At 29.7% G+C, this 19,872-nt stretch carries 20 protein-coding genes and 1 other RNA gene; 6 read left to right on the plus strand and 15 right to left on the minus strand.

The features are described from left to right. Positions 1-5: 5 nt before the first annotated feature. The 4 genes from parC to msrA all read left to right on the plus strand — a co-directional run bounded on the left by parC (position 6) and on the right by msrA (position 4,535). Entirely contained in the window at positions 6-2,426 is a 2,421-nt protein-coding gene (gene parC, locus AC0GLR_RS03255) for a DNA topoisomerase IV subunit A (protein WP_495605412.1), read from the plus strand. Positions 2,427-2,497: 71 nt separating this feature from the next. Next, positions 2,498-3,439: a manganese-dependent inorganic pyrophosphatase gene (locus AC0GLR_RS03260; protein WP_495605338.1), complete on the plus strand. Its 942-nt coding sequence runs from the start codon at positions 2,498-2,500 to the stop codon at positions 3,437-3,439. A gap of 113 nt (positions 3,440-3,552) precedes the next feature. Further along, positions 3,553-3,990, plus strand: coding sequence for a peptide-methionine (R)-S-oxide reductase MsrB (gene msrB / locus AC0GLR_RS03265; protein ID WP_495605339.1), 438 nt, complete (start codon positions 3,553-3,555; stop codon positions 3,988-3,990). 20 nt (positions 3,991-4,010) lie between these two features. Continuing rightward, positions 4,011-4,535 carry a peptide-methionine (S)-S-oxide reductase MsrA gene (msrA, locus tag AC0GLR_RS03270; protein WP_495605340.1) on the plus strand — a complete coding sequence of 175 codons (525 nt, stop codon included), beginning with the start codon at positions 4,011-4,013 and terminating at the stop codon, positions 4,533-4,535. An 82-nt stretch (positions 4,536-4,617) separates the two neighbouring features. Here the strand turns inward: msrA and AC0GLR_RS03275 are convergent, their stop codons facing one another. The 4 genes from AC0GLR_RS03275 to AC0GLR_RS03290 form a co-directional block, all read right to left on the minus strand. Next, positions 4,618-5,244: a pyridoxamine 5'-phosphate oxidase family protein gene (locus AC0GLR_RS03275; protein ID WP_495605341.1), complete on the minus strand. Its 627-nt coding sequence runs from the start codon at positions 5,242-5,244 to the stop codon at positions 4,618-4,620. Between the two features lie 26 nt (positions 5,245-5,270). Beyond that, positions 5,271-6,278 (minus strand): GIY-YIG nuclease family protein, encoded by a 1,008-nt coding sequence (locus tag AC0GLR_RS03280; RefSeq protein ID WP_495605342.1) that lies wholly within the window; start codon positions 6,276-6,278, stop codon positions 5,271-5,273. A gap of 165 nt (positions 6,279-6,443) precedes the next feature. After that, on the minus strand, positions 6,444-7,319 hold the full coding sequence (locus AC0GLR_RS03285) for a DegV family protein (RefSeq protein ID WP_495605343.1): 876 nt from the start codon (positions 7,317-7,319) through the stop codon (positions 6,444-6,446). Further along, positions 7,312-7,740, minus strand: a complete 429-nt coding sequence (locus tag AC0GLR_RS03290; protein ID WP_495605344.1) for a MarR family winged helix-turn-helix transcriptional regulator — start codon at positions 7,738-7,740, stop codon at positions 7,312-7,314. The genes AC0GLR_RS03285 and AC0GLR_RS03290 overlap by 8 nt, the downstream gene beginning before the upstream one ends. Positions 7,741-7,873: 133 nt before the next feature. On the opposite strand from AC0GLR_RS03290, the gene AC0GLR_RS03295 reads away from it, so the two are divergent. Next, the gene (locus AC0GLR_RS03295) at positions 7,874-9,595 is read left to right on the plus strand and encodes an Rqc2 family fibronectin-binding protein (RefSeq protein ID WP_495605345.1); all 1,722 of its coding nucleotides are present in this window, start codon (positions 7,874-7,876) and stop codon (positions 9,593-9,595) included. Positions 9,596-9,628: 33 nt separating this feature from the next. On the opposite strand, the gene AC0GLR_RS03300 is transcribed toward AC0GLR_RS03295, so the two are convergent. Genes AC0GLR_RS03300 through AC0GLR_RS03325 form a run of 6 tightly spaced genes read right to left on the minus strand, consistent with a single transcriptional unit; the run spans position 9,629 to position 15,641 of the window. Further along, positions 9,629-12,193, minus strand: a complete 2,565-nt coding sequence (locus tag AC0GLR_RS03300; protein ID WP_495605346.1) for a carbamoyl phosphate synthase preATP-grasp domain-containing protein — start codon at positions 12,191-12,193, stop codon at positions 9,629-9,631. Beyond that, positions 12,183-13,271, minus strand: a complete 1,089-nt coding sequence (locus AC0GLR_RS03305) for a carbamoyl phosphate synthase small subunit (RefSeq protein ID WP_495605347.1) — start codon at positions 13,269-13,271, stop codon at positions 12,183-12,185. The genes AC0GLR_RS03300 and AC0GLR_RS03305 overlap by 11 nt, the downstream gene beginning before the upstream one ends. 34 nt (positions 13,272-13,305) lie before the next feature. Next, complete coding sequence (pyrR, locus tag AC0GLR_RS03310; protein WP_495605348.1) at positions 13,306-13,836, minus strand: bifunctional pyr operon transcriptional regulator/uracil phosphoribosyltransferase PyrR; 531 nt, start codon at positions 13,834-13,836, stop codon at positions 13,306-13,308. A 16-nt stretch (positions 13,837-13,852) separates the two neighbouring features. Next, positions 13,853-14,764 carry an RluA family pseudouridine synthase gene (locus tag AC0GLR_RS03315; RefSeq protein ID WP_495605349.1) on the minus strand — a complete coding sequence of 304 codons (912 nt, stop codon included), beginning with the start codon at positions 14,762-14,764 and terminating at the stop codon, positions 13,853-13,855. A 1-nt stretch (position 14,765) separates the two neighbouring features. After that, entirely contained in the window at positions 14,766-15,236 is a 471-nt protein-coding gene (gene lspA / locus AC0GLR_RS03320) for a signal peptidase II (RefSeq protein WP_495605350.1), read from the minus strand. An 18-nt stretch (positions 15,237-15,254) separates the two neighbouring features. Then, complete coding sequence (locus AC0GLR_RS03325; protein WP_495605351.1) at positions 15,255-15,641, minus strand: EbsA family protein; 387 nt, start codon at positions 15,639-15,641, stop codon at positions 15,255-15,257. Positions 15,642-15,674: 33 nt separating this feature from the next. Here AC0GLR_RS03325 and AC0GLR_RS03330 point away from each other — a divergent pair, with 33 nt between their 5' ends. Beyond that, positions 15,675-16,079, plus strand: coding sequence for a ribonuclease HI family protein (locus AC0GLR_RS03330; protein ID WP_495605352.1), 405 nt, complete (start codon positions 15,675-15,677; stop codon positions 16,077-16,079). On the opposite strand, the gene AC0GLR_RS03335 is transcribed toward AC0GLR_RS03330, so the two are convergent. The 5 genes from AC0GLR_RS03335 to AC0GLR_RS03355 all read right to left on the minus strand — a co-directional run bounded on the left by AC0GLR_RS03335 (position 16,072) and on the right by AC0GLR_RS03355 (position 19,808). After that, a complete protein-coding gene (locus tag AC0GLR_RS03335; RefSeq protein ID WP_495605353.1) occupies positions 16,072-17,184 on the minus strand; it encodes an NAD(P)/FAD-dependent oxidoreductase in 1,113 nt (370 codons plus the stop codon). The two genes, AC0GLR_RS03330 and AC0GLR_RS03335, sit on opposite strands and share 8 nt — an antisense overlap. Before the next feature lie 16 nt (positions 17,185-17,200). Beyond that, positions 17,201-18,331: a THUMP domain-containing class I SAM-dependent RNA methyltransferase gene (locus AC0GLR_RS03340; protein WP_495605354.1), complete on the minus strand. Its 1,131-nt coding sequence runs from the start codon at positions 18,329-18,331 to the stop codon at positions 17,201-17,203. Between the two features lie 65 nt (positions 18,332-18,396). Further along, positions 18,397-18,776: RNase P RNA component class B (gene rnpB / locus AC0GLR_RS03345), an RNA gene on the minus strand. Positions 18,777-18,799: 23 nt separating this feature from the next. Beyond that, positions 18,800-19,192 carry a cell division regulator GpsB gene (gpsB, locus tag AC0GLR_RS03350; RefSeq protein WP_495605355.1) on the minus strand — a complete coding sequence of 131 codons (393 nt, stop codon included), beginning with the start codon at positions 19,190-19,192 and terminating at the stop codon, positions 18,800-18,802. 46 nt (positions 19,193-19,238) lie between these two features. Further along, positions 19,239-19,808, minus strand: a complete 570-nt coding sequence (locus AC0GLR_RS03355; RefSeq protein ID WP_495605356.1) for an SLOG family protein — start codon at positions 19,806-19,808, stop codon at positions 19,239-19,241. Positions 19,809-19,872: the final 64 nt, after the last annotated feature.

Raw genomic sequence — 19,872 nt, forward strand, 5'->3', positions numbered from 1 at the left:
CTGTAATGGATGAACGATTTAGTCGTTATTCTAAAGCTATTATTCAAGAAAGAGCTTTACCTGATATTCGTGATGGATTAAAACCTGTTCAAAGACGAATTATGTATTCTATGAATAAAGATGGTAATACATATGACAAGGGATTTAGAAAAGCAGCTAAATCTGTTGGTAATGTAATGGGAAACTTTCATCCGCATGGTGATAGTTCAATCTATGATGCTATGGTTAGAATGAGCCAATCATGGAAATTAAGAGAACCATTAATTGATATGCATGGTAATAATGGATCAATGGATGGCGATCCGCCCGCTGCAATGCGTTATACTGAAGCACGATTAAGTAAAATTGCAGGCGAAATGCTGCGAGATATTGATAAAGGAACAGTTGATTGGGTTTTAAATTTTGATGACACAGAATATGAACCAACTGTGCTACCATCAAGAATTCCTAATCTGTTGATTAATGGCGCTACTGGTATTTCTGCTGGATATGCTACAGAAATACCACCTCATAATTTAGGTGAAGTAATTGACGCATTAATTTACTTGCAAAGTAATCCTGAAGCCACCCTTGCTGATTTAATGCAATTTATTAAGGGACCTGACTTTCCAACCGGTGGAATCATTCAAGGAATTGATGGAATTAAACAAGCCTACGAAACCGGTCATGGAAGAGTTATGATTCGTTCTCGAAGTTCTATTTCTGAAATGCGTGGCGGTAAGAAACTTGTTCAAGTGGTTGAAATTCCATATGAAGTTAATAAATCACAACTGGTTAAACAGATTGATGAAATTCGGTTGAACAAAAAAATTGATGGAATTGCAGAAGTGAGAGATGATTCTGATCGATCAGGATTGATGATTTCTATCGAATTAAAACGTAATGCTGATGTTCAAGGAATCTTAAATTATTTATATAAAAATACTGATTTACAAATTTCTTATAATTTCAACGTGGTCGCAATAAAAAAAATGCGTCCTGAACGTTTATCCTTAAAGGATATTTTGGTAACCTATTTAGATTATCAGCGAAATGTCTTAACTAAGAGAACTGAATTTGATTTAAATAAAGCGAAGGAACGTCAACATATTGTTGAAGGACTAATTAAAGCATTATCTATTTTAGATGAAGTAATTAAAACGATTCGTGCCAGTTCTACTCGAAAAGATGCCCGCGATAACTTGGTTAAGGAGTATGAGTTTACTGAAAAACAAGCTGATGCAATTGTTGCCTTACAGTTATATCGTCTGACTAATACGGATGTTACCAAGTTAAAAAAAGAGAACGCTGATTTAGCAAGTCAAATTGCTAAATTTGAATCAATTTTGGATAATCCTAAAGAACTCAATCGTGTTTTAAGTAGAGAGCTATCTGACATTGCTAAGGAATATCGAAGTCCGCGTCGTTCAAGTATTGAAGCTGAAATTCAAAATCTGAATGTTAGCAAAAAGGTCACTGTTCCTGATGAACAGGTAGTTGTAATGGTTTCTAAAGATGGTTATTTAAAACGAAGTAGTTTACGTTCGTACAAAGCATCTGAACTATCAGATAATGGGTTAAAAAACGAAGATTATCCAATTTTCATTAAACAATTGAGTACACGAGATTCTATTTATATTTTTACTGACGGAGGGAACTTAATTTATCGGCCTGTTTTTGAAATTGAAGATGTTAAATGGAAAGATACTGGAGAACATATTTCTCAATTAAATGGATTAGATGCTAATGAAAGTGTTATTGCAGTATTTGATTTTCCAAATCTTAATCAATCTGGAAATTTTGTTATTACCACTAATGCTGGACATATCAAACAAACTGAATTTACAAAGTTATTGCCCAGTAGAACTTACAAAAGTAGAGCTGCTGTCTATGAAAAATTAAAAGATGCTTCGCAAAAAGTTGTTAATGTCGAATATCTTGAAAATAGTCATGATAACGAAGTAATTATCATGACAGAACATGGTTTAGCATTACGTTATAACTTGGACGAAGTTTCTACTAGTGGACCAAAAACTACTGGGGTTAAATCAATTAACTTAGGATCAGATGATACTGTTATAAATTCCCAAATTGTTAGTGATAGTTCAGAATTAGGGATTGTTTTTCAAGATGGTAATTTTAAAAAGATTAAAACAAATGATGTTCCAGTTACCTCTAGAGCACGTAAAGGAATCAAAGTATTAAAAGACTTAAAAACACGGCCAAATCTATTAGCTAGTTTTGTTAAAATCAATTCTGAAGATCAAATGTTACGTATTTATACTGATCATCGTAATGCTCATGATGTTATTTTAGATGAATATCGTATAGCCACTAGAACTTCAAATGGTTCAACTGAAATTAATACAAAGATTGATGGAGTACCAGTTTCGATTAATCATTTACCGTTGGATGATGTAAGCGAATCAACAATGGAAAAAAACTAATGGTTCCTTTACCAAATATTTTTTGTTTGTGTTAAAGTAATTAATATAAAGTTATTAAAGGAGATAATTAAATGACTAAAGAGCTAGTTTTTGGACACAAAAATCCAGATACTGATGCAATTGCTGCTGCAATTGCGTTAGCATATTTAGAAAAACAAGATGGATACGATACTGAGGCAGTTGCGTTGGGACCTGTTAATGCAGAAACTAAATTTGTATTGGATTATTTTGGGTTAAAAGCTCCTAGAATTGTTGAAGCTGCAAGACCTGAAACTGATAAAGTAATGTTGGTGGATCATAATGAACCACAACAAAGTATTAGTGATATTGCAGACTTAACAGTTACACATGTGGTTGATCATCATAGAATAAGTGGTTTTGAAACAGCTAAACCATTATATTATCGGGCTGCACCTTATGGTTGTTGTTCAACAATTTTGACACAGATGTATTCTGAAGAAGGGATTGATATTCCTAAAGAAATTGCTGGCTTAATGATGTCTGCTATTATTTCTGATACGTTACTTTTAAAATCTCCTACTACAACAGCGATTGATAGAGATGCATTACAGGCATTGGCAGATATTGCTGGAATTGATAACTATGAGGAATATGGCATTAAAATGCTTAAGGCTGGAACTAATGTTGATGCTAAGTCTGACAAAGAATTAATTGATGGTGATGCCAAATCTTTTGTTCTAGGTGGTAAAAATGTCAGAATCGATCAAATTAATGTAGTTGATTTAGATGATATTAATAAACGTCTTCCAGAAATAAAAAAAGCAATGGAAACTGAAGCTGAAGAAGAAAATTATGATTTATTTTTAGTTTTAGCAACAAATGTTCTTACAAGTAATTCTGAATTAATTATGGTTGGAGAACCAAAAGATCTTGTAGAAAAAGCATTTAATAATAAACTTGCTAATAATGATGTAATGGATTTACCAGGTGTAGTTTCTAGAAAGAAACAAGTTGTTCCACCATTAACTGAACAATTAGATCCAGAAAAATAACCTTTAATTTAGAATCGTACTTTTAAGTGCGGTTCTTTTTAAATAAATTAAATTGCTTGCAATTTAATTATTATTGATTAATATTAGTAGTAGAATAAATAGGAGGGATATTTATGAATGATTATGATAAACAAGAGTTAAAAAATAAATTAACTCCAGAACAATATGCAGTAACGCAAGAAGCTTCAACTGAACCAGCATTTACTGGTAAGTATGATGATTTTTATAAAAAGGGTATTTATGTTGATGTTGTGAGTGGTGAGCCATTGTTTAGTTCTGCCGATAAATATGATTCTGGATGTGGTTGGCCAGCATTTACTAAACCAATTGATCAAAACAATATTAAAGGAAAAACTGATAATTCTTTTGGCATGATACGTGAAGAAGTTGAAAGTTCAAAAGCTAACTCACATCTTGGACATGTTTTTCCTGATGGACCTCGTGATAAAGGTGGACTACGTTATTGTATTAATTCAGCTGCCTTGAAATTTATTCCTTATGATGAGATGGATAAAGAAGGATATGGTAAATATAAAAGTTTTTGTGATTAAAAAAGCTGGGAGGTTAGATGATGAGTGAAACAGAAACAGCTATCTTTGCTGGGGGTTGCTTTTGGTGCATGGTAAAACCATTTGATGAAATGCCTGGGATTGAATCTATTGAATCAGGATATACAGGTGGACATGTTGTTAATCCAACATATGAACAAGTTTGTAATGGAAATACTGGACATACCGAAGCGGTTAAAATAACCTTTGATCCAAATGTGATTTCTTACAAAGAATTAGTTGATATTTATTGGCGTCAAACTGATCCAACTGATGCCATGGGGCAATTCCAAGATCGCGGTGATAGTTATCGTCCTGTAATATATGTAAATAGTCCGGAACAACGCCAAGTTGCTGAGGCTTCTAAAGAAGCACTTGAAAAATCTGGTAAATTTGATAAACCAATTGTTACCAAGATTGAAGATGCTAAGCCATTTTATCCAGCTGAATCCTATCACCAAGATTTTTACAAAAAAAATCCATTTCGAGCAGAAATTGAAGAAATGGGCGGAAGAAAACAATTTAAAAAAGATGTTTGGAATAATTAATTATAATTTTAATGTGCTTAAAATATATTAAAAAATCAGATAATATTAGCTTATATAAAAGCTATTGTTATCTGATTTTTATTTAAAATGTAATATTTTCAGGGCGATCTCTAAATGATTCAATTACGGCTGCTTTTATTGTAATGATAATAATTGCTTTATCGTTTAGATTTTCATCTAACTTTTTTATTTGAGGAATTTTATTTGCTAATGTTTCAATTTGAGTGTGATCAGTAATGGTTTCAGCATTTGCTTGGTTAGAAGAAAAACGAAGCCCAGTTTTATTGTCAAATAAACTAGCAATTGCAACTTGTGAGTTGTAATTAATATTATTTACTCGTTTCGTATTAATAGAAGTTACAACATAAAATACATTTTCTTGCTTTTGACTCTGTGAATAGGTAACGATGGAATTACTAATTATACCCCGGTTATCCTTAGTTGCTAAATAAATAAAAGCAGGTAATTCGTTTAATATTTTGGAAAATTTGTTTTTATGGTTGTTAACTCCGCTGGCATTTTTACGAGTAGCCATTTTTTTGATGGTAAGTAAGGTCAGGGGAATAACTAAAACAATATATCCGACTACTACTCCTAGAATAATTAGACCTAAATGATTAAAATTAAATGGATAACCAATTACCAAAATAGCGATTAAAAACGAAATTCCATAGGTAATAAATAATTCTATAAATCTTTTCAAGTACATATTATCTCTCCGATATCTATTATTTATTAAATTAAACCAATATATTTTTTAGTTTTAATAATTGAATCTTGATTCAATACTTTTTTTACTTTATTAATATCTTTAGTCTTTTGATATAAACGGTATCCATATGTTTTTCTAGGCGTTAAAGTTCCGAGTTTAACGTTATTTTCAAAATTCACTTTTTTATCTGTTTTAATTTTTTTTTGAATTTTCTGCATTACTTGATAAAATCCATGTTGTTTAATATGAGTTACTGTATTAGATTTGTTTGATGGAAATATATAAGAATTTTCAGTTACGTCATCATATTCATGATAAATCCAAGTTAAATAGTTATTTAATTCAGTTAAAATTTCATCACTTAAGTTATCTTGATAGTCAATATCTGCTTTATTACTAATAATCAAATCATTAGGCTTTTTTAAATCTTTAATTTGCAAACTCATTAATAAATTAGGAGTTAATCCTGTGGCAAGACCTAAATCAAACATAAAAAGGTTGCGACGACCATAAGTTCCTTCTAATAATATTTCACGAATTCGTTCCATTAATTTATTTGATTTAATAGGTAATAAAGCAGGTCTACTACCATTTAATATTTTATTTGATGATAATTGTTTATCGACAGGGATTATAGTTAAGTTCATCTCATCAATCAATGTTAGAATTTTAGAAGCTGATAAATCAAAAAACTCACTTTCTCCGTCGCTATCAGCAGTCGAATAACTAAGTTTGTGACTGTGATATTGATCTAAATTACCATGAATAGTTTGTTCAATTGTTTTAGGATCATTATAAGTAGTGTTTGAAATATACATTTTTTCTAAATAATAATTATGATTTTCCAACATTGATCTTTTTAAATCATTAATACGATTAAATGGATTTTGGGTAATTCCAACTTTTGTAATAACAGAAGCCAAATCATGATTTTTTTTAAATTCTAAAACATAAATATATTTTTGATCATTAAAAGTGGGATTTGGAAATTTGTTTTTATAAACTTGATTAAATGTAAGATGTTTATCCATAATTAAATATTCTCCATAAAAATAGTCTATTCAATATTTTACCATTTATCACAGAATAGATCATTTGTTGGTACTTCGTATAATATATATTATGTAAAGTAGATGAAATAATATATATAAATTTGTTTCCCCTAATTTTAATACATAAATAAGTCTTGTTTAAAATTAATTTAATTTTAAATCTTTTTCCCAACCTAAAACAAGCGCACCTTCACCAAGATGAGTTCCAATAGCTGGACCAATATAACTATGTTCAACATTTATATTTGGGAAATTTTTTTTGAAACTTTTTAGCCAAATTTTTCCTGATTTGTAATCATTTGCGTCATATATAATTACTTTAATTGGATAATCAATATGTTCTAAATCTTCATTAAATAATTTTTCAACTCGTTTAAGTGCACGTTTCATGGTTCTAACTTTTTCAAATGCAATAATCTCATCGGTTTGATTATCAAATGTTAAAATTGGTTTAATATTTAATAATCCACCAATAAATGCTGAAGCATTTGACAATCTTCCACCTTTAACCAAATTTTGTAAATCAGAAACTATAAATAATTCATCAATAGTTGCTCGTTGTTCCTTTAATTTTACGATGATTGTGTCAGGATCAACATTTTGTGCTGACAAATTTGCAGCATATTTTGCCAAATCTCCCATTAAACTTACAGTAATCTGTGAATCAAAGGGAATAATTCTAATGTTTGAAACCATTTTTGAAACATTTACTACTTGGTTATATAATCCTGAAATTGTTGCAGCAAGTGTAATGGTTATAACAGTATCATAACCTTCATCTGCTAATTGATTGTATAATTTAATTAATTCACCAATTGGAGGTTGTGAGGTCGTTGGTAACTTTTTCGAATTGTCTAATTTTTGATAAAATTCTTTGTTTGATAAGTTGATTCCTTCTTGAAAATTTTGGTCTTCAAAAATAATTTCAAGTGGAATAACATGAATATTATATTTTTTGAGTTCTTTTTTTGAAAGATATGCTGAACTATCAGTAACAATAGCTGTTTTCAATTTATTCACTCCATTTATTATTTTTAGTAATACTATTTTCCAATCGATTAAGTAAAATTTTCAACATATTTTTTTCTTCATCTGTCCATTGTTCAAAAATATGTAATTTGAACTTTTTATAATCATTTTCAATGCTTTTGTAAGCATTAATTCCTTTGTTATCAATAGTATATATAAGTTGTCTCTTATCCTTTCCAATTGCTGTTTTATAAATCATTTCTTTTTCTACTAATCGTTTTAATTGTCGTGACAATGTTGAAGTATCTAAATTCATTTCTTTGGCTAGTTTTTCTTGGGTATTATATTTGTTGTTAATGGCAATTAATAATTTCCACTCTGAAATGGTTAAATTACTTTTTTGTGTAATTTTTAATAATTTTTGTTGTTGAATTTTACTTACATCATTTAATGCACTTAAAATGTTTTTCATTTTAAATTCCTCCAATCGATATTATAACATTAATTGTGTTATACAATATTGAGTAATTAGTAAATTTACTATAAGTTAGTACAAGTATAAGTTATACTAAATAAAGGTATAAATTTAAGCAAGGAGTCTTAGTATGTCTTTTGATGGATCATTTATGCATGCAATGTCAAATGAATTAAAAAATAAATTATTGAGCGGCCGAGTTACAAAAATAAACGAACCATATCCTAACGAAATAATGATGACAGTTCGTGCCAATGGCGATAATTATCAGACACTTTTATCTGCAAATCCCCTTTATGCGCGTATCCAAACCACAAAAATTCCATTTACCAATCCCAAAGAACCTAGTAATTTTGCTATGACCTTAAGGAAACGCTTACGGGGAAGTTTTATTAATAAGATTCATCAAGTTGATAATGACCGAGTTATGCATTTTCATTTCAATACTAGAAACGAATTAGGTGACATTGAAGAATTAGTTTTGGTTATTGAAGTTATGGCAAGACATAGTAATATTATTTTAGTAGAAGCTAAAAATCGTAAGATCATTGATGCTGTAAAAAGAATTGGATCAGAAAAAAATCGCTATCGTACCCTACTTCCTGGTTCAAAATACATTAATCCCCCTAAGCAAGACTTGATTAATCCTTTCACGTTAACCGATTTTACTACTATAGAACAACTTAATCATGATTTTCCTAATGTAAGTGTATTTGCAACTAATTTACAACAATATTTACAAGGATTGGGTAAAGATACTTCAACTGCATTAGCAACTGCAATTCATGAATCCGGCTCAAGCGTCAAAAGTAATTATCAGAATTTTTTTGCTAATTTTAATAATCCAAATCCAACTCTTAGTATTAATGAAAATGGAAAATTAAATTTTTCAGCCTTCCCTTACCATAATCAAAAAATTGAAAAACAATTTGGTACTTTAAGTGAAATGTTGGATGAATATTTTCAAACAAAAGTAAAACATGAAAGAGTTAGAGAACAAGGATCACAACTAATTCAAATTATTCAAAATGAATTAAAAAAGAATAAAAGAAAAATGAAAAAATTAGAGCAATCAGCCGAAGAATCTAAATTAGCTGACGAATATCGAATTAAAGGTGAGATTTTGATGACTTATTTAAATCAAGTCAAACCTGGCGAGAAATCAATTATATTAGCAAATTTTTATGATAATAATCATAAAATTAAAATAAATTTAAAACCTTTCCTATCACCTTCAGCTAATGCTCAATGGTATTTTAAGCAATATCAGAAAAAAAAGAACGCAATCAAATTTATTAGTCAACAATTGAAAAACACCAAATCAGAAATAGATTATTTTGAAAATATCAAATCACAAATTGAAATTGCAGATCCTGAAAATCTTGCTGATATAAAGATAGAATTACAAAATGAAGGATATCTGAAAAATAAAAATAAAGTAAAAAAACAACGAAAATCAAAAGTAAGCAGACCAGAACGATTTCTATCAGATAATGGTACAGTGATTTTAGTTGGTAAAAATAATCTGCAAAATGATCAGTTAACGCATAAAATAGCCGACAAACGTGATATCTGGTTGCACACCCAAAAGATTCATGGTTCTCATGTAATTATTCGTTCTTTCAATCCTAGTGATGAAACTATTTTACAAGCAGCAGAATTAGCTGCTTACTATTCTAAAGCCCGAAATTCTGCAAATGTTCCTGTTGATTATGATGTAGTAAAAAGAGTTAAAAAACCTAGTGGTGCTAAACCAGGGTTTGTTACTTATACAGGTCAAAAAACAGTTTATGTTACTCCCACCAAAGAAAAAACTAATCATCTTCGTGAAAATGCAATTAAAAATAAATAATAAAAAACAGGAAAATGTTTAATTTTCCTGTTTTTATTTTAATAAATTTTTTTGTGAATCATTAATTGTTTTACCAAATGAAAGCTTTGCTCCAATCTCAAAGTCTCTTTTTTTAGGAATATTGCTAATACCAAGTGATTTAAATGGGAAAATTATCTGCATAATTGCAAATCGATTGGTTGAGTCAACACTTGGAATTAACTTTTTTAAAAAGGAAGGATTAAAATGCTCAGTATACATTTGCATTAAGATTTTTATCCAATTAATACCAGTGACCTCACTTAAAAAAATTGTTTCGGTAATTCTTAAGGGAGTAATTCCAGATACTGCGTATCCTCCAGTATGATGATTAGTATGAAATAATACTTGAATTAGTCCAGTTAATTGATGTTCCTGAACTTCATTCTTTGCCATTTTTTCTATTTTTTTAACATCTAGAGCATCTTTTCCAAAAGGTATATAATAATCAGTTTGTCTATCAACTTCATCGTCATCAATGTCTTCTTGTGATTTAAAACCAACGGTAGAAATTGGAATAGTTTCATCACGATTTACCAATAGATCAATAGCAAAATCGGCTTTTGGAACATTCCAAATTCCATTTTTTTGGTCAGGTGGTAAAACAACAAGTTTGAAATTATCTTTTAACTTACGTAACTCTCTAATTAAATAATGACGATTTCCAGGTAAAAATACATAACTTGGTTTTTCTAATTTAATGATATTTAAAATTTCACCAAGTTGAACTGGCTCAATATATTGTTTATCACTAATAAGTGGAATTAATGAAACTGAATTTGGATTATTATTAAGAATAATGGTTTTATAACCAAGATGATGAAGTTGAATTAACATTTCAGCAGTATATGTATCGGCTGCTGTATTAGGTCCAAGATGATTTCTTCCTTTACCAATTACTAATGCACTATTATTACTTAATTGATTACTATCAGATTCCGATTCATAACTACCATAAAAAGAATCAATATGTTCTACAAATTCACCTGCAGTTGGTTCAATCATTTTATAAGTCTTTTTAATACTTAAATTTTCTTGCAGATAAACCACAGTTTGATTACTAACATTCCAATAATGACAAAACATACCATTTCCAAATCCATATCGATCTCCAGCTAATAATGCTTTTGGATCCAAAGGATTCGCTTTTACAAACTTAACGATTTTTAAAATATTTTTCATAATAACAAAAAAGAATTCATCAATCTTAGTTAGCTCACTTAGATCAGTCGTTGAATAACCACGATTTACAGCTTCGTACAAAATCAACAATTGTTGATCAGTTGGATGCAGTAACTGCTCAATTAAGTCATCTTCACTTAAATAGTCGTAACTTGGTAAAACATCTTTGGGACTAGGCTGTGAACTTCTTAGGGCATTCATAAAAGCTGCTTCAGCACTTCTACCAACTCCGATGGCAGCACCAGTAGCTTTAGCATGTGGCCCTAAATGTGAGTCTGCCATATCTAAATAATCAAATGGCCAAATCGGCGTTTTTACTGTGATGTGATCATTAATAGGTTGTAAGATTGGGGTTAATTTATTAAATCTAGGAGGTAATTTGATTTCTGGAAGTGAATGATTGATTATCAATGAAGCAACTATCATAGCCAAGGGATAACCAGTAGCTTTGGCAGCTATCGCCGTTTCTTGATTAAAAAAAGGATTTATTTTCAAAACGTAGAATTCATCAGTTTTTGAATTGACAGCAAATTGTATATGACAAATTCCTTTAATACCTAAACAATCCAATACTTTAAAAGTAGTCGCACGAAGTTGTTGAAGCATTAGATCATTCAATGTTTGTGCAGGTGCAAATACTACTGAATCAGTTGAATTTACCTTAACTGGGTTCATATCTTCTAATGATGAAATAATCATTTTAGTTCCAGCTTTATCTCTAAGTGCAACCATGCCAATTTCTTTGTATGTTCCAACTTCTTTTTCTAAAGAAATTTTATTTACTTTAGATTGTTGAAAAATATCATTAATTTGATCATTTAATTCTTCTACATTTTGGAAAACACTACGATATTGTCCTTTAATTGGATTTACAGGTTTTACAGATACAGGAAAATTTATTTTTTCAATGTTACTTCTCAGTTCATCAAAATCATTAATAATATTAGATGCTAATATTGGAATATGATTTTCAATCAATCGATTTGCTAATACGGTATTATTATCAACATTATCCTTAATTCCACCAAACAATGAAATGTTATTTTCATTTAAACCAATAATCTTAACATGATTTTCTTTTAAAATATTATTTTTATTTAGTCTTTGAATTACTTTTAATGCTTCCTTTTTCCCATAAATAGAAGTAATTGCATCGATTTTTTTAGTTTTAATAATTTCTTCAACATTTTGTGTGTTAATATTTTTGACGAATACATTACTTGCAGGAGCTTCCTGTAACAATAACGAATAAGGATTATTATCAATAATAAATGTTTTTATTCCAATCTTTTTCCACATCAAAAAAGCTTGAAAAGCAGCTGCATCTTGCTCATTTTCATGACCAACATCAGATGGTCCACCACCAATTATTAAGATATTTTTAATCTCATAATTCATATTTAACTCTCCTATGAGCTATTACACTTTCAATAAATTCGTCAAAAAGATCTAGATTGTCTTCCACTCCTACTGCACTTTCTGGTAAAAATTGAACAGAAAAAGTAGGATAATCACGACTTCTAAGTCCTTGAACTGTTCCATTAATTAAATCAACATAAGTAATAATTAATTTTGAATCATCTACGGAATTAGTAACGATTGCATAATCTTGTGCTTGATGTGGATAAACAATTTCATTGGTAATAATTTTTTTTACTGGATGATTATCTCCATAATTACCAATTTTTAATCTTTCAATTTTTGCACCATTAACGATTGCAATTAATTCATGACCAAGTCCGATTCCAAACAATGGTAATTCTTTTTGAATCTCTAAAATATTATCTATTATCGAATCTTCAATTTCTTCTGGAGAACCTGGTCCAGAAGAAATTACAACTCCTTCTGGGTCTAAATTTTTAATTTCAGAAAAACTGGTATTCCAAGGAACTACAATTAAATTACAATTTAATTTAGATAATTGACGTACAATCGATTCTCTTAGACCTAAGTCAATCACTACAATAGTAATACCGTTTCCTGGTACAAGATATGGTTTGGGAGTAGCAACAGATTGAATTTGTTGGTTGCTTAGTACTGATGCTTGTAATTGATCAAATGCATGTTCATCATTATTGCTAACAATGCTAGCCTTTTTAACATTATGATTATGAACATATTTTTGTAATGCTCTTGTATCAATTTGAGATATCCCTGGAATATGTCGTTCCTTTAAAAAAGAATTTAAAGATAAATTTTTTAGGTTTGAAAAAGAAATATTTTCCTCTTGATGTACTACAATTCCTTTAGCAGAAGTTAAAATAGATTCATAACTTTTAGGATTAATCCCAATATTTCCAATTGATGGCTGCGTAAAAGTAATAATTTGGTTGTGATACAAAGGATCTGTAAGTGACTCTTGATAATTATTTAAATTACTATTAATTGCTAGTTCTCCAGTTGCTGTAGCCAAATCACCAAATGCTTCACCAACAAAGGACGCACCATCATCAAGGATTAAATATTTTTTCACCAAAAAAACCACCCTCTTTACTTTAAAATACTTATAATTATTTTTTTGTAATTTCCACTCCATCACGATCATCAATTTCGGAAACTAATACTTTGATAGTTTCATCTTTTGAACTAGGAATATTTTTACCAACAAAATCTGCTCTAATTGGAAGTTCACGATGTCCTCGATCAACTAAAACAGCAAGATTAATTCGTTTGGGTCTACCAAATTCATTAATAGCACCTAAAGCGGCTCTAACTGTTCGACCGGTAAACAAAACATCATCAACTAACACAATATTTTTATCATTTATATCAACGACGTTTGTAGCAACTTTTTGGTTATTAGCCTTTTCCTTTTTATCATCACGATAATTTGTAATATCTAATTCAATTACTGGGACATCTGTATTTTCTAATTTTTTAAGTCGATTAGCTATTCTTTTAGCTAAATAAACTCCACGAGTTTTAATACCAATTAATACTAAGTTGTTAACGCCTTTGTTTTTTTCAATTATTTCATATGTTATTCTAGTTAATGCTCTTTGCATTGACATATTGTCTAATACAACTTTTTCATTATTCATGTTTATCTCCTTCTTTTTAGCTATGATATTGACTCCTCAATTTTTTTAAAGTTGTATCAAAAATTATTGGAATATGACTAGAGAAATCCATTTCTTTTCCTAAGGTTGGATGTGTAAATCCTAATTCTGAAGCATGAAGAAATTGACCATGTCCTTTAATAGTTTTTCTAGGCCCATATAATGGATCTCCAACTAACGGATGATTAATATATTTTAAATGAACTCTTATTTGATGTGTTCTACCAGTTTCTAATTGACATTGAATTAACGTATAATCATTACCAAATCTTTCTAAAACTTTAAAATGAGTTACAGCATTTCTACCGTCGTTAACCACCGCTTGTTTTTTACGATCTTTAGGTAATCTAGCAAGTGGAGCTTTAATAGTTCCATGATCCTCTTTAATATTGCCGTGCACTAATGCTATGTACTTTCGTCGACTTGTCTTATTTTTTAATTGTTGCGATAAAGATTTGTGTGCAATATCTGTTTTTGCAACCATTAATAATCCTGAGGTATCCTTATCAATTCTATGAACAATTCCAGGTCGAATAGTTCCATTAATACTAGATAATTTTGTATGGTACAAAAGAGCGTTAACTAAAGTATGATCTGGATGACCTGGAGCTGGATGAACAACCATTCCTTGCGGTTTGTTTACGACAATTACTTGATCATCTTCATAAACAATATCTAATTTAATATTTTCTGGTTCTAAATCAATTTTTTTAGGTTCAGGAATTATTACAGTAATAATATCATTATATTTAGTTTTATACTTTGGTTTTTCAATTTCTCCATTAACTAACACATGATTTTCTTTAATTAAATTTCCAGCACGAGAACGACTGATATCAGTATAATTATCAGAAATTATTTTATCTAGGCGAATTCCATTATTTTTGACTGTAAACTTACGATTATCCATCTTATTTTCCTTTACGAACGAGTGTATAAATAATAATCAATACTCCAATTGATAGACAACTATCAGCAACATTGAATACTGGAAAATGAATTAAATCTAATTGCAACATGTCAGTTACATAACCAAAAGAAATTCTATCAATCAAATTTCCAATTGTCCCAACTAACATTAAAACAAGACCGATGACGTATCGATAATTTTTATAATATTCAAAAATAAGATATCCAAAAATAAAAATTGCTATAACTGAAATAACAATAAACAAAAAAGAATTTCCAGTTAAAATACTCCAAGCCGCTCCTGTATTTTGTAAATTTGTAATTGATAAGACTCCTGGAATAAATTTAATGACTTTCCCAATTGGAACCAAGGAGCGAATCATTAATTTTGAAATTTGATCAATTACCAATAAAGTAATTCCAATGATTGTGATTAAAATATATTTTATTTTGTTTTTTTTAAAAAAACTCACTTTTTATCATTCCTATTATTATTTTTTTGAAATAATTTCTTGTAATTCAATTAATGAATTTGAAGGTAACAAAAATTTATAATTCTTTCCATTAACATCAAAAGAAATACTATTTCGTTTTGTTTTAATATTAGTAATTGAATTAATATTTATTTTCTTTCCAAACGGATTTAATACACTATGAATATCAAGTTTTCCATTGCTAACAAAAATCTTTCTAAAATAAATTTGAATCCATGCTAAAAATGCAAAAGCAATAAAAAGACCTAAAGTAATTGTTTGAAAATGTGTTATTTCCAACCAAATAATTACACCAATTAACATAACGATTAATGTCCAACTCCAACAAATACTACTTGTAAGTAATGGTGGTTGATACAAAAATTTTCTTTTTTGCGTTATCATATACAATACCTCTTTTTGAAATGGAGAAAATTTATGCTTTATAAGCTATATTCTGATGCTGCTGTAAATCCAATTAATTTAAAAAGCAGTGCCGGTGTCCTTATTATTAATAAACATCAACAAACGCAATTAAAAACAATTTTGAAAGCTAACGATAATCATACAGCTGAATTCATTGGCTGTCTTTTTGCATTTAAATCACTTATCAATAAAATTAATGATAATGAATTGCAACAAACAATAGTTATATACTATACCGATAGTAAAATTTTAGCCGATAGTTTAAACAAACATTATGCCAAAAATTATCAGATATATGTTAGTGAAATTATAAAATTAGAGAATGAATTTAAACAAGTTTTTATTAATTGGATACCAGAATCACAAAATAAAGGAGCACATATGCTTGCTAAACAAGCATTACATGAACTTAACTAATATATTGCTCAATTGGTTTTCTATAATTATCTAAATTAAGATTTTCATTAAAGATTAGCTCAGCTAAAAATTTTCCAACTAATGGTCCAGTAGTTAATCCTGAAGAACCTAATCCACTTCCAATTAAAATATTTTCGTGCCCAGGAATAGCTCCAAAAAAAGGAGCATAATCATCAGTATAAGCACGTGTTCCCACTCTTTCCATAATAACATCATTTGTATTAATATTAGTTACAAAATGACGAGCAACCTTTAATAAATGATTAGTTACCGATCTTTCAATATCTAAATTAAATTTTTGTTCATTATCATGTGTTGCACCAATAATGAGTTTACCTCGACCTACTGGAATTAAATCAAATTCTGATTCAGGCATCATTACTGGCATTTTTTGATCATTTTCAAATGATGGGACCTTAACTCCAATCAATTGTCCCTTTTGGGGACGTATTTTAACTTTAATATTTAATGGAGCTAGTGTTTGTTTGGCCCATGCTCCCGTGGCAACAATGATTTTATCAAAATAATAGATTTGATCTTTATATTTTAAATTATGCTCATCTTGAAATGTAACTTTGCCTTTTAAAATTTTAAGGTTGTTTTTTTGCGCAATATTCAATAAATGGTTGCAAAATAAGCCCCCTTCAATTCTAGCACCTCCAGAAATAAACAAGCCATCATATAATGGCTTGTTTATAATTGGAATCTTTTTTGTGATTTCCTCTTTAGTGAGAATATCAATTGAACCAATTTGAGGAGCTTCAAATTTTCTTTTCTTAGCTAGTTCAAAAAGACTATTTAAATCGTTAGAATTTTTCCTGGTAATAATGGTTCCGTTACTAGCATAAATTTCGGGATTCATATCGGTAGTAACCGCAATGTTTGCAATTAACTTTGCTCCATCTTTTGCTAATTGGTACCATTTTTTATTTCTTCGTTTAGATAGCCAAGGGGAAATGATTCCTGCAGCTGCTTTAGTGGCTTGTCCCTGATTATCATCAAACATGGTAACATCTAAGTTTTTATTATTCGGAAGACAATTTAAAAAATAAGCAGCAGATGATCCGACGATTCCTCCCCCAATAATTGCAACTTTCTTTTTCATTAAATACCTCTATTTTTTAATTTGATTCACTCCAATATTGAAAGTAATCAGTTCTAATTCGTCCATTATATAGTTTACGTCGTTTAGTTGCTTTTTTACCATAAGCTTTTTCGAAATTTAAATCACTAGTAAGATAATACTTGGACCACGTTGTCATTGGAATAAAAACTTTGCCTAAATCTCGATAAAGTTTTTCAGCTGCTTCTTGGTCACCCATTCGTTGACCATAAGGAGGATTAGTTACAACTATCCCATTCTTTTTATCAGTATGAAAATCTTGAACAGCTAATTGTTTAAAATCAATATCATGAAGTAATCCAATTTCTTGTGCATTCACTTTAGAATAGTTTATCATTTCACCATTTACATCTGATCCTGCAATATCAAATTCACTGTCATAATCTGCCTTAGAATCTGCTTCAGCTTTTATTTCATCAACTAATTTTTTATCTACCCAATCCCAACTTTCAAAAACAAATTCACGCTGAATCCCTGGTGCAATATTACGTGCAATCATGGCAGCTTCAATTGGAATTGTTCCAGAACCACACATTGGATCTAAAAATGGCATTGTTTTAGGTTTCCAATCTGTTAATAAAATTAAGCCAGCAGCCATATTTTCTTTTAAAGGTGCTTCGCCTTTAGCCACTCGGTAACCTCTTTTAAATAAACTAGGACCAGTTGTATCAAGTAAATCAACGACTTGATTTTTAGAAATTCTAACTTCTAGTGGAAATAACCCACCAGTTTCCGGTAGTTTTGTTCTTCGATGATAAAAATTGCCTAATTTAGTTGCAATGGCTTTTTTGGTAATTGCTTGGATGTCAGGAACGCTATGTAAATCAGAATTACGAGAACGTCCTTCAACGGGAAATTTTGCATCCATTGGAATAAGATCTTCCCATGGTAAATCTTTAGTTCTTTCAAAAAGATCATCAAAAGTTTTTGCTTCAAACTTTCCAACAATTATTTTTATTCGATCAGCTGCTCTTAACCAAAGATTTGTTTTGATTATATCAACAACAGAACCATCGAATAAAACCATTCCATTTTCGACTTCAACATCATATCCCATATCTTTCAGTTCTTTGCCAACGACTGATTCTAATCCAGCAGAACAAGTTGCCATTAATTTGAATTTTTTCATTAAGTTACCCTTTCAATTATATAAAAAAAGAGTGGGAAATCCCACTCTTCCTGATTGGTGCAGACCCCTGTAAGCCATGTTTTGTGCTCAATTGAAATATCAGGAATAACAATTGAGTAGTAATCATCTATCTCAAGAATCAAAGATTCTTCCCCTACACTTGGTTCAATTTCCGTGTGTAAAGCTCCCCTACCAAAGTTTGGGTTTCCCGCTCGAGGGGTTTACTACGTTCCAGTAATTTGATTTCTCAAATTAATCGTCTCTATAGCACCTTAGGAAATACTAAGACATAGATTAAAAATCCTTAGTCTATTCTTTCGCCGTAATTGTAAATTACAATTCCCCGGCTTATTTTTTCACCGAGCACGAACACTACAAGCATCTCAGCTTGTGCGAGAGTGGACTTTCCTCAGCCAGTAAAAACTGACCGCGATTACTCAGGATCTACACCAATTATAAATTATACATTTAGTTGTTAGTGTTCTCACCAAACACTTTACGCTCAAGATTTGACAAACGTCTTAAAACATCCATATTGGTTACGTTATTACCTGTACTATTTTCAACCGACTTAGGCTGTGGAGCAGCAGGTGTTGTTTCAACATCTTGCTCAGGTTTAACGTAATCCGCTTTATTAGTTAATTCATTTGTCAACGCAGCTACTCTAGATTTTAATTGTTTGTTTTCAGAATCTAATTGATCAATTTGCTGATCTTGTTCTTGGATGTTTTTTTGAAAACTTTCATAGTCTTTAATGACTTCATCTAAGAATGAATCAACATCGTTTGGATCATATCCACGCATTTTTTGTTTGAATTCTTTTTGCAAAATTTCTTTTGGTGTGAAATTGATTTTGTTCATTCTAAAGCACCTCTTGTAATTTAAATACTATATTAGTATAGCATATTTAAGAAAAATTGTCATCATCAGTTTGTGATTGTAATTCGTTCGCTGTTTCTTGTAAATCATCAAAATCAATTATCTGCATTTTATAATTATGATTTTTCATATAATAATTAGTTGCATTATAATCATACATTGTTTTCCCCTCATTATCAGTATCGTATAAAAACAAGGCTCCATCCGTATGTGTTAACATAAATGTTTGATAGTTTTTTAATTGTTGTGGAGATTCATAAGGCTTATTGCTAACTGAAGCAGAAAAATCAACTATAGAAAGTAAATGTTGCATTTTAATTTGATTAGTTTCATTCCATTTTCCCCCAAAATTTTTGAACGGTAACATAATTCCAATTTTAAATTGATTTGGATATTCTTCTTTTAATTGGTTTGCAATTTCTATTGTCCATTGTTCTGTCCCTAATTGGGCTCCTGTTATTATCCATTCACATCCATTTTCAATTAATTGTTTTAATTGATCCTTAATTGCTAATTTAATAATTCTAGCTTTTGGACTTTGATTGTCAAAAATCCCTAATTCATAGTTACGATAACCAGTTACCCATACCCTATTCATTCATAATCCTCTAATCAATAAAATTTTTAATAAATCAATTATATTGCTATAATTGTAGTACATT

The sequence above is a fragment of the Fructilactobacillus sp. YLN 2412 genome (assembly GCF_059488745.1).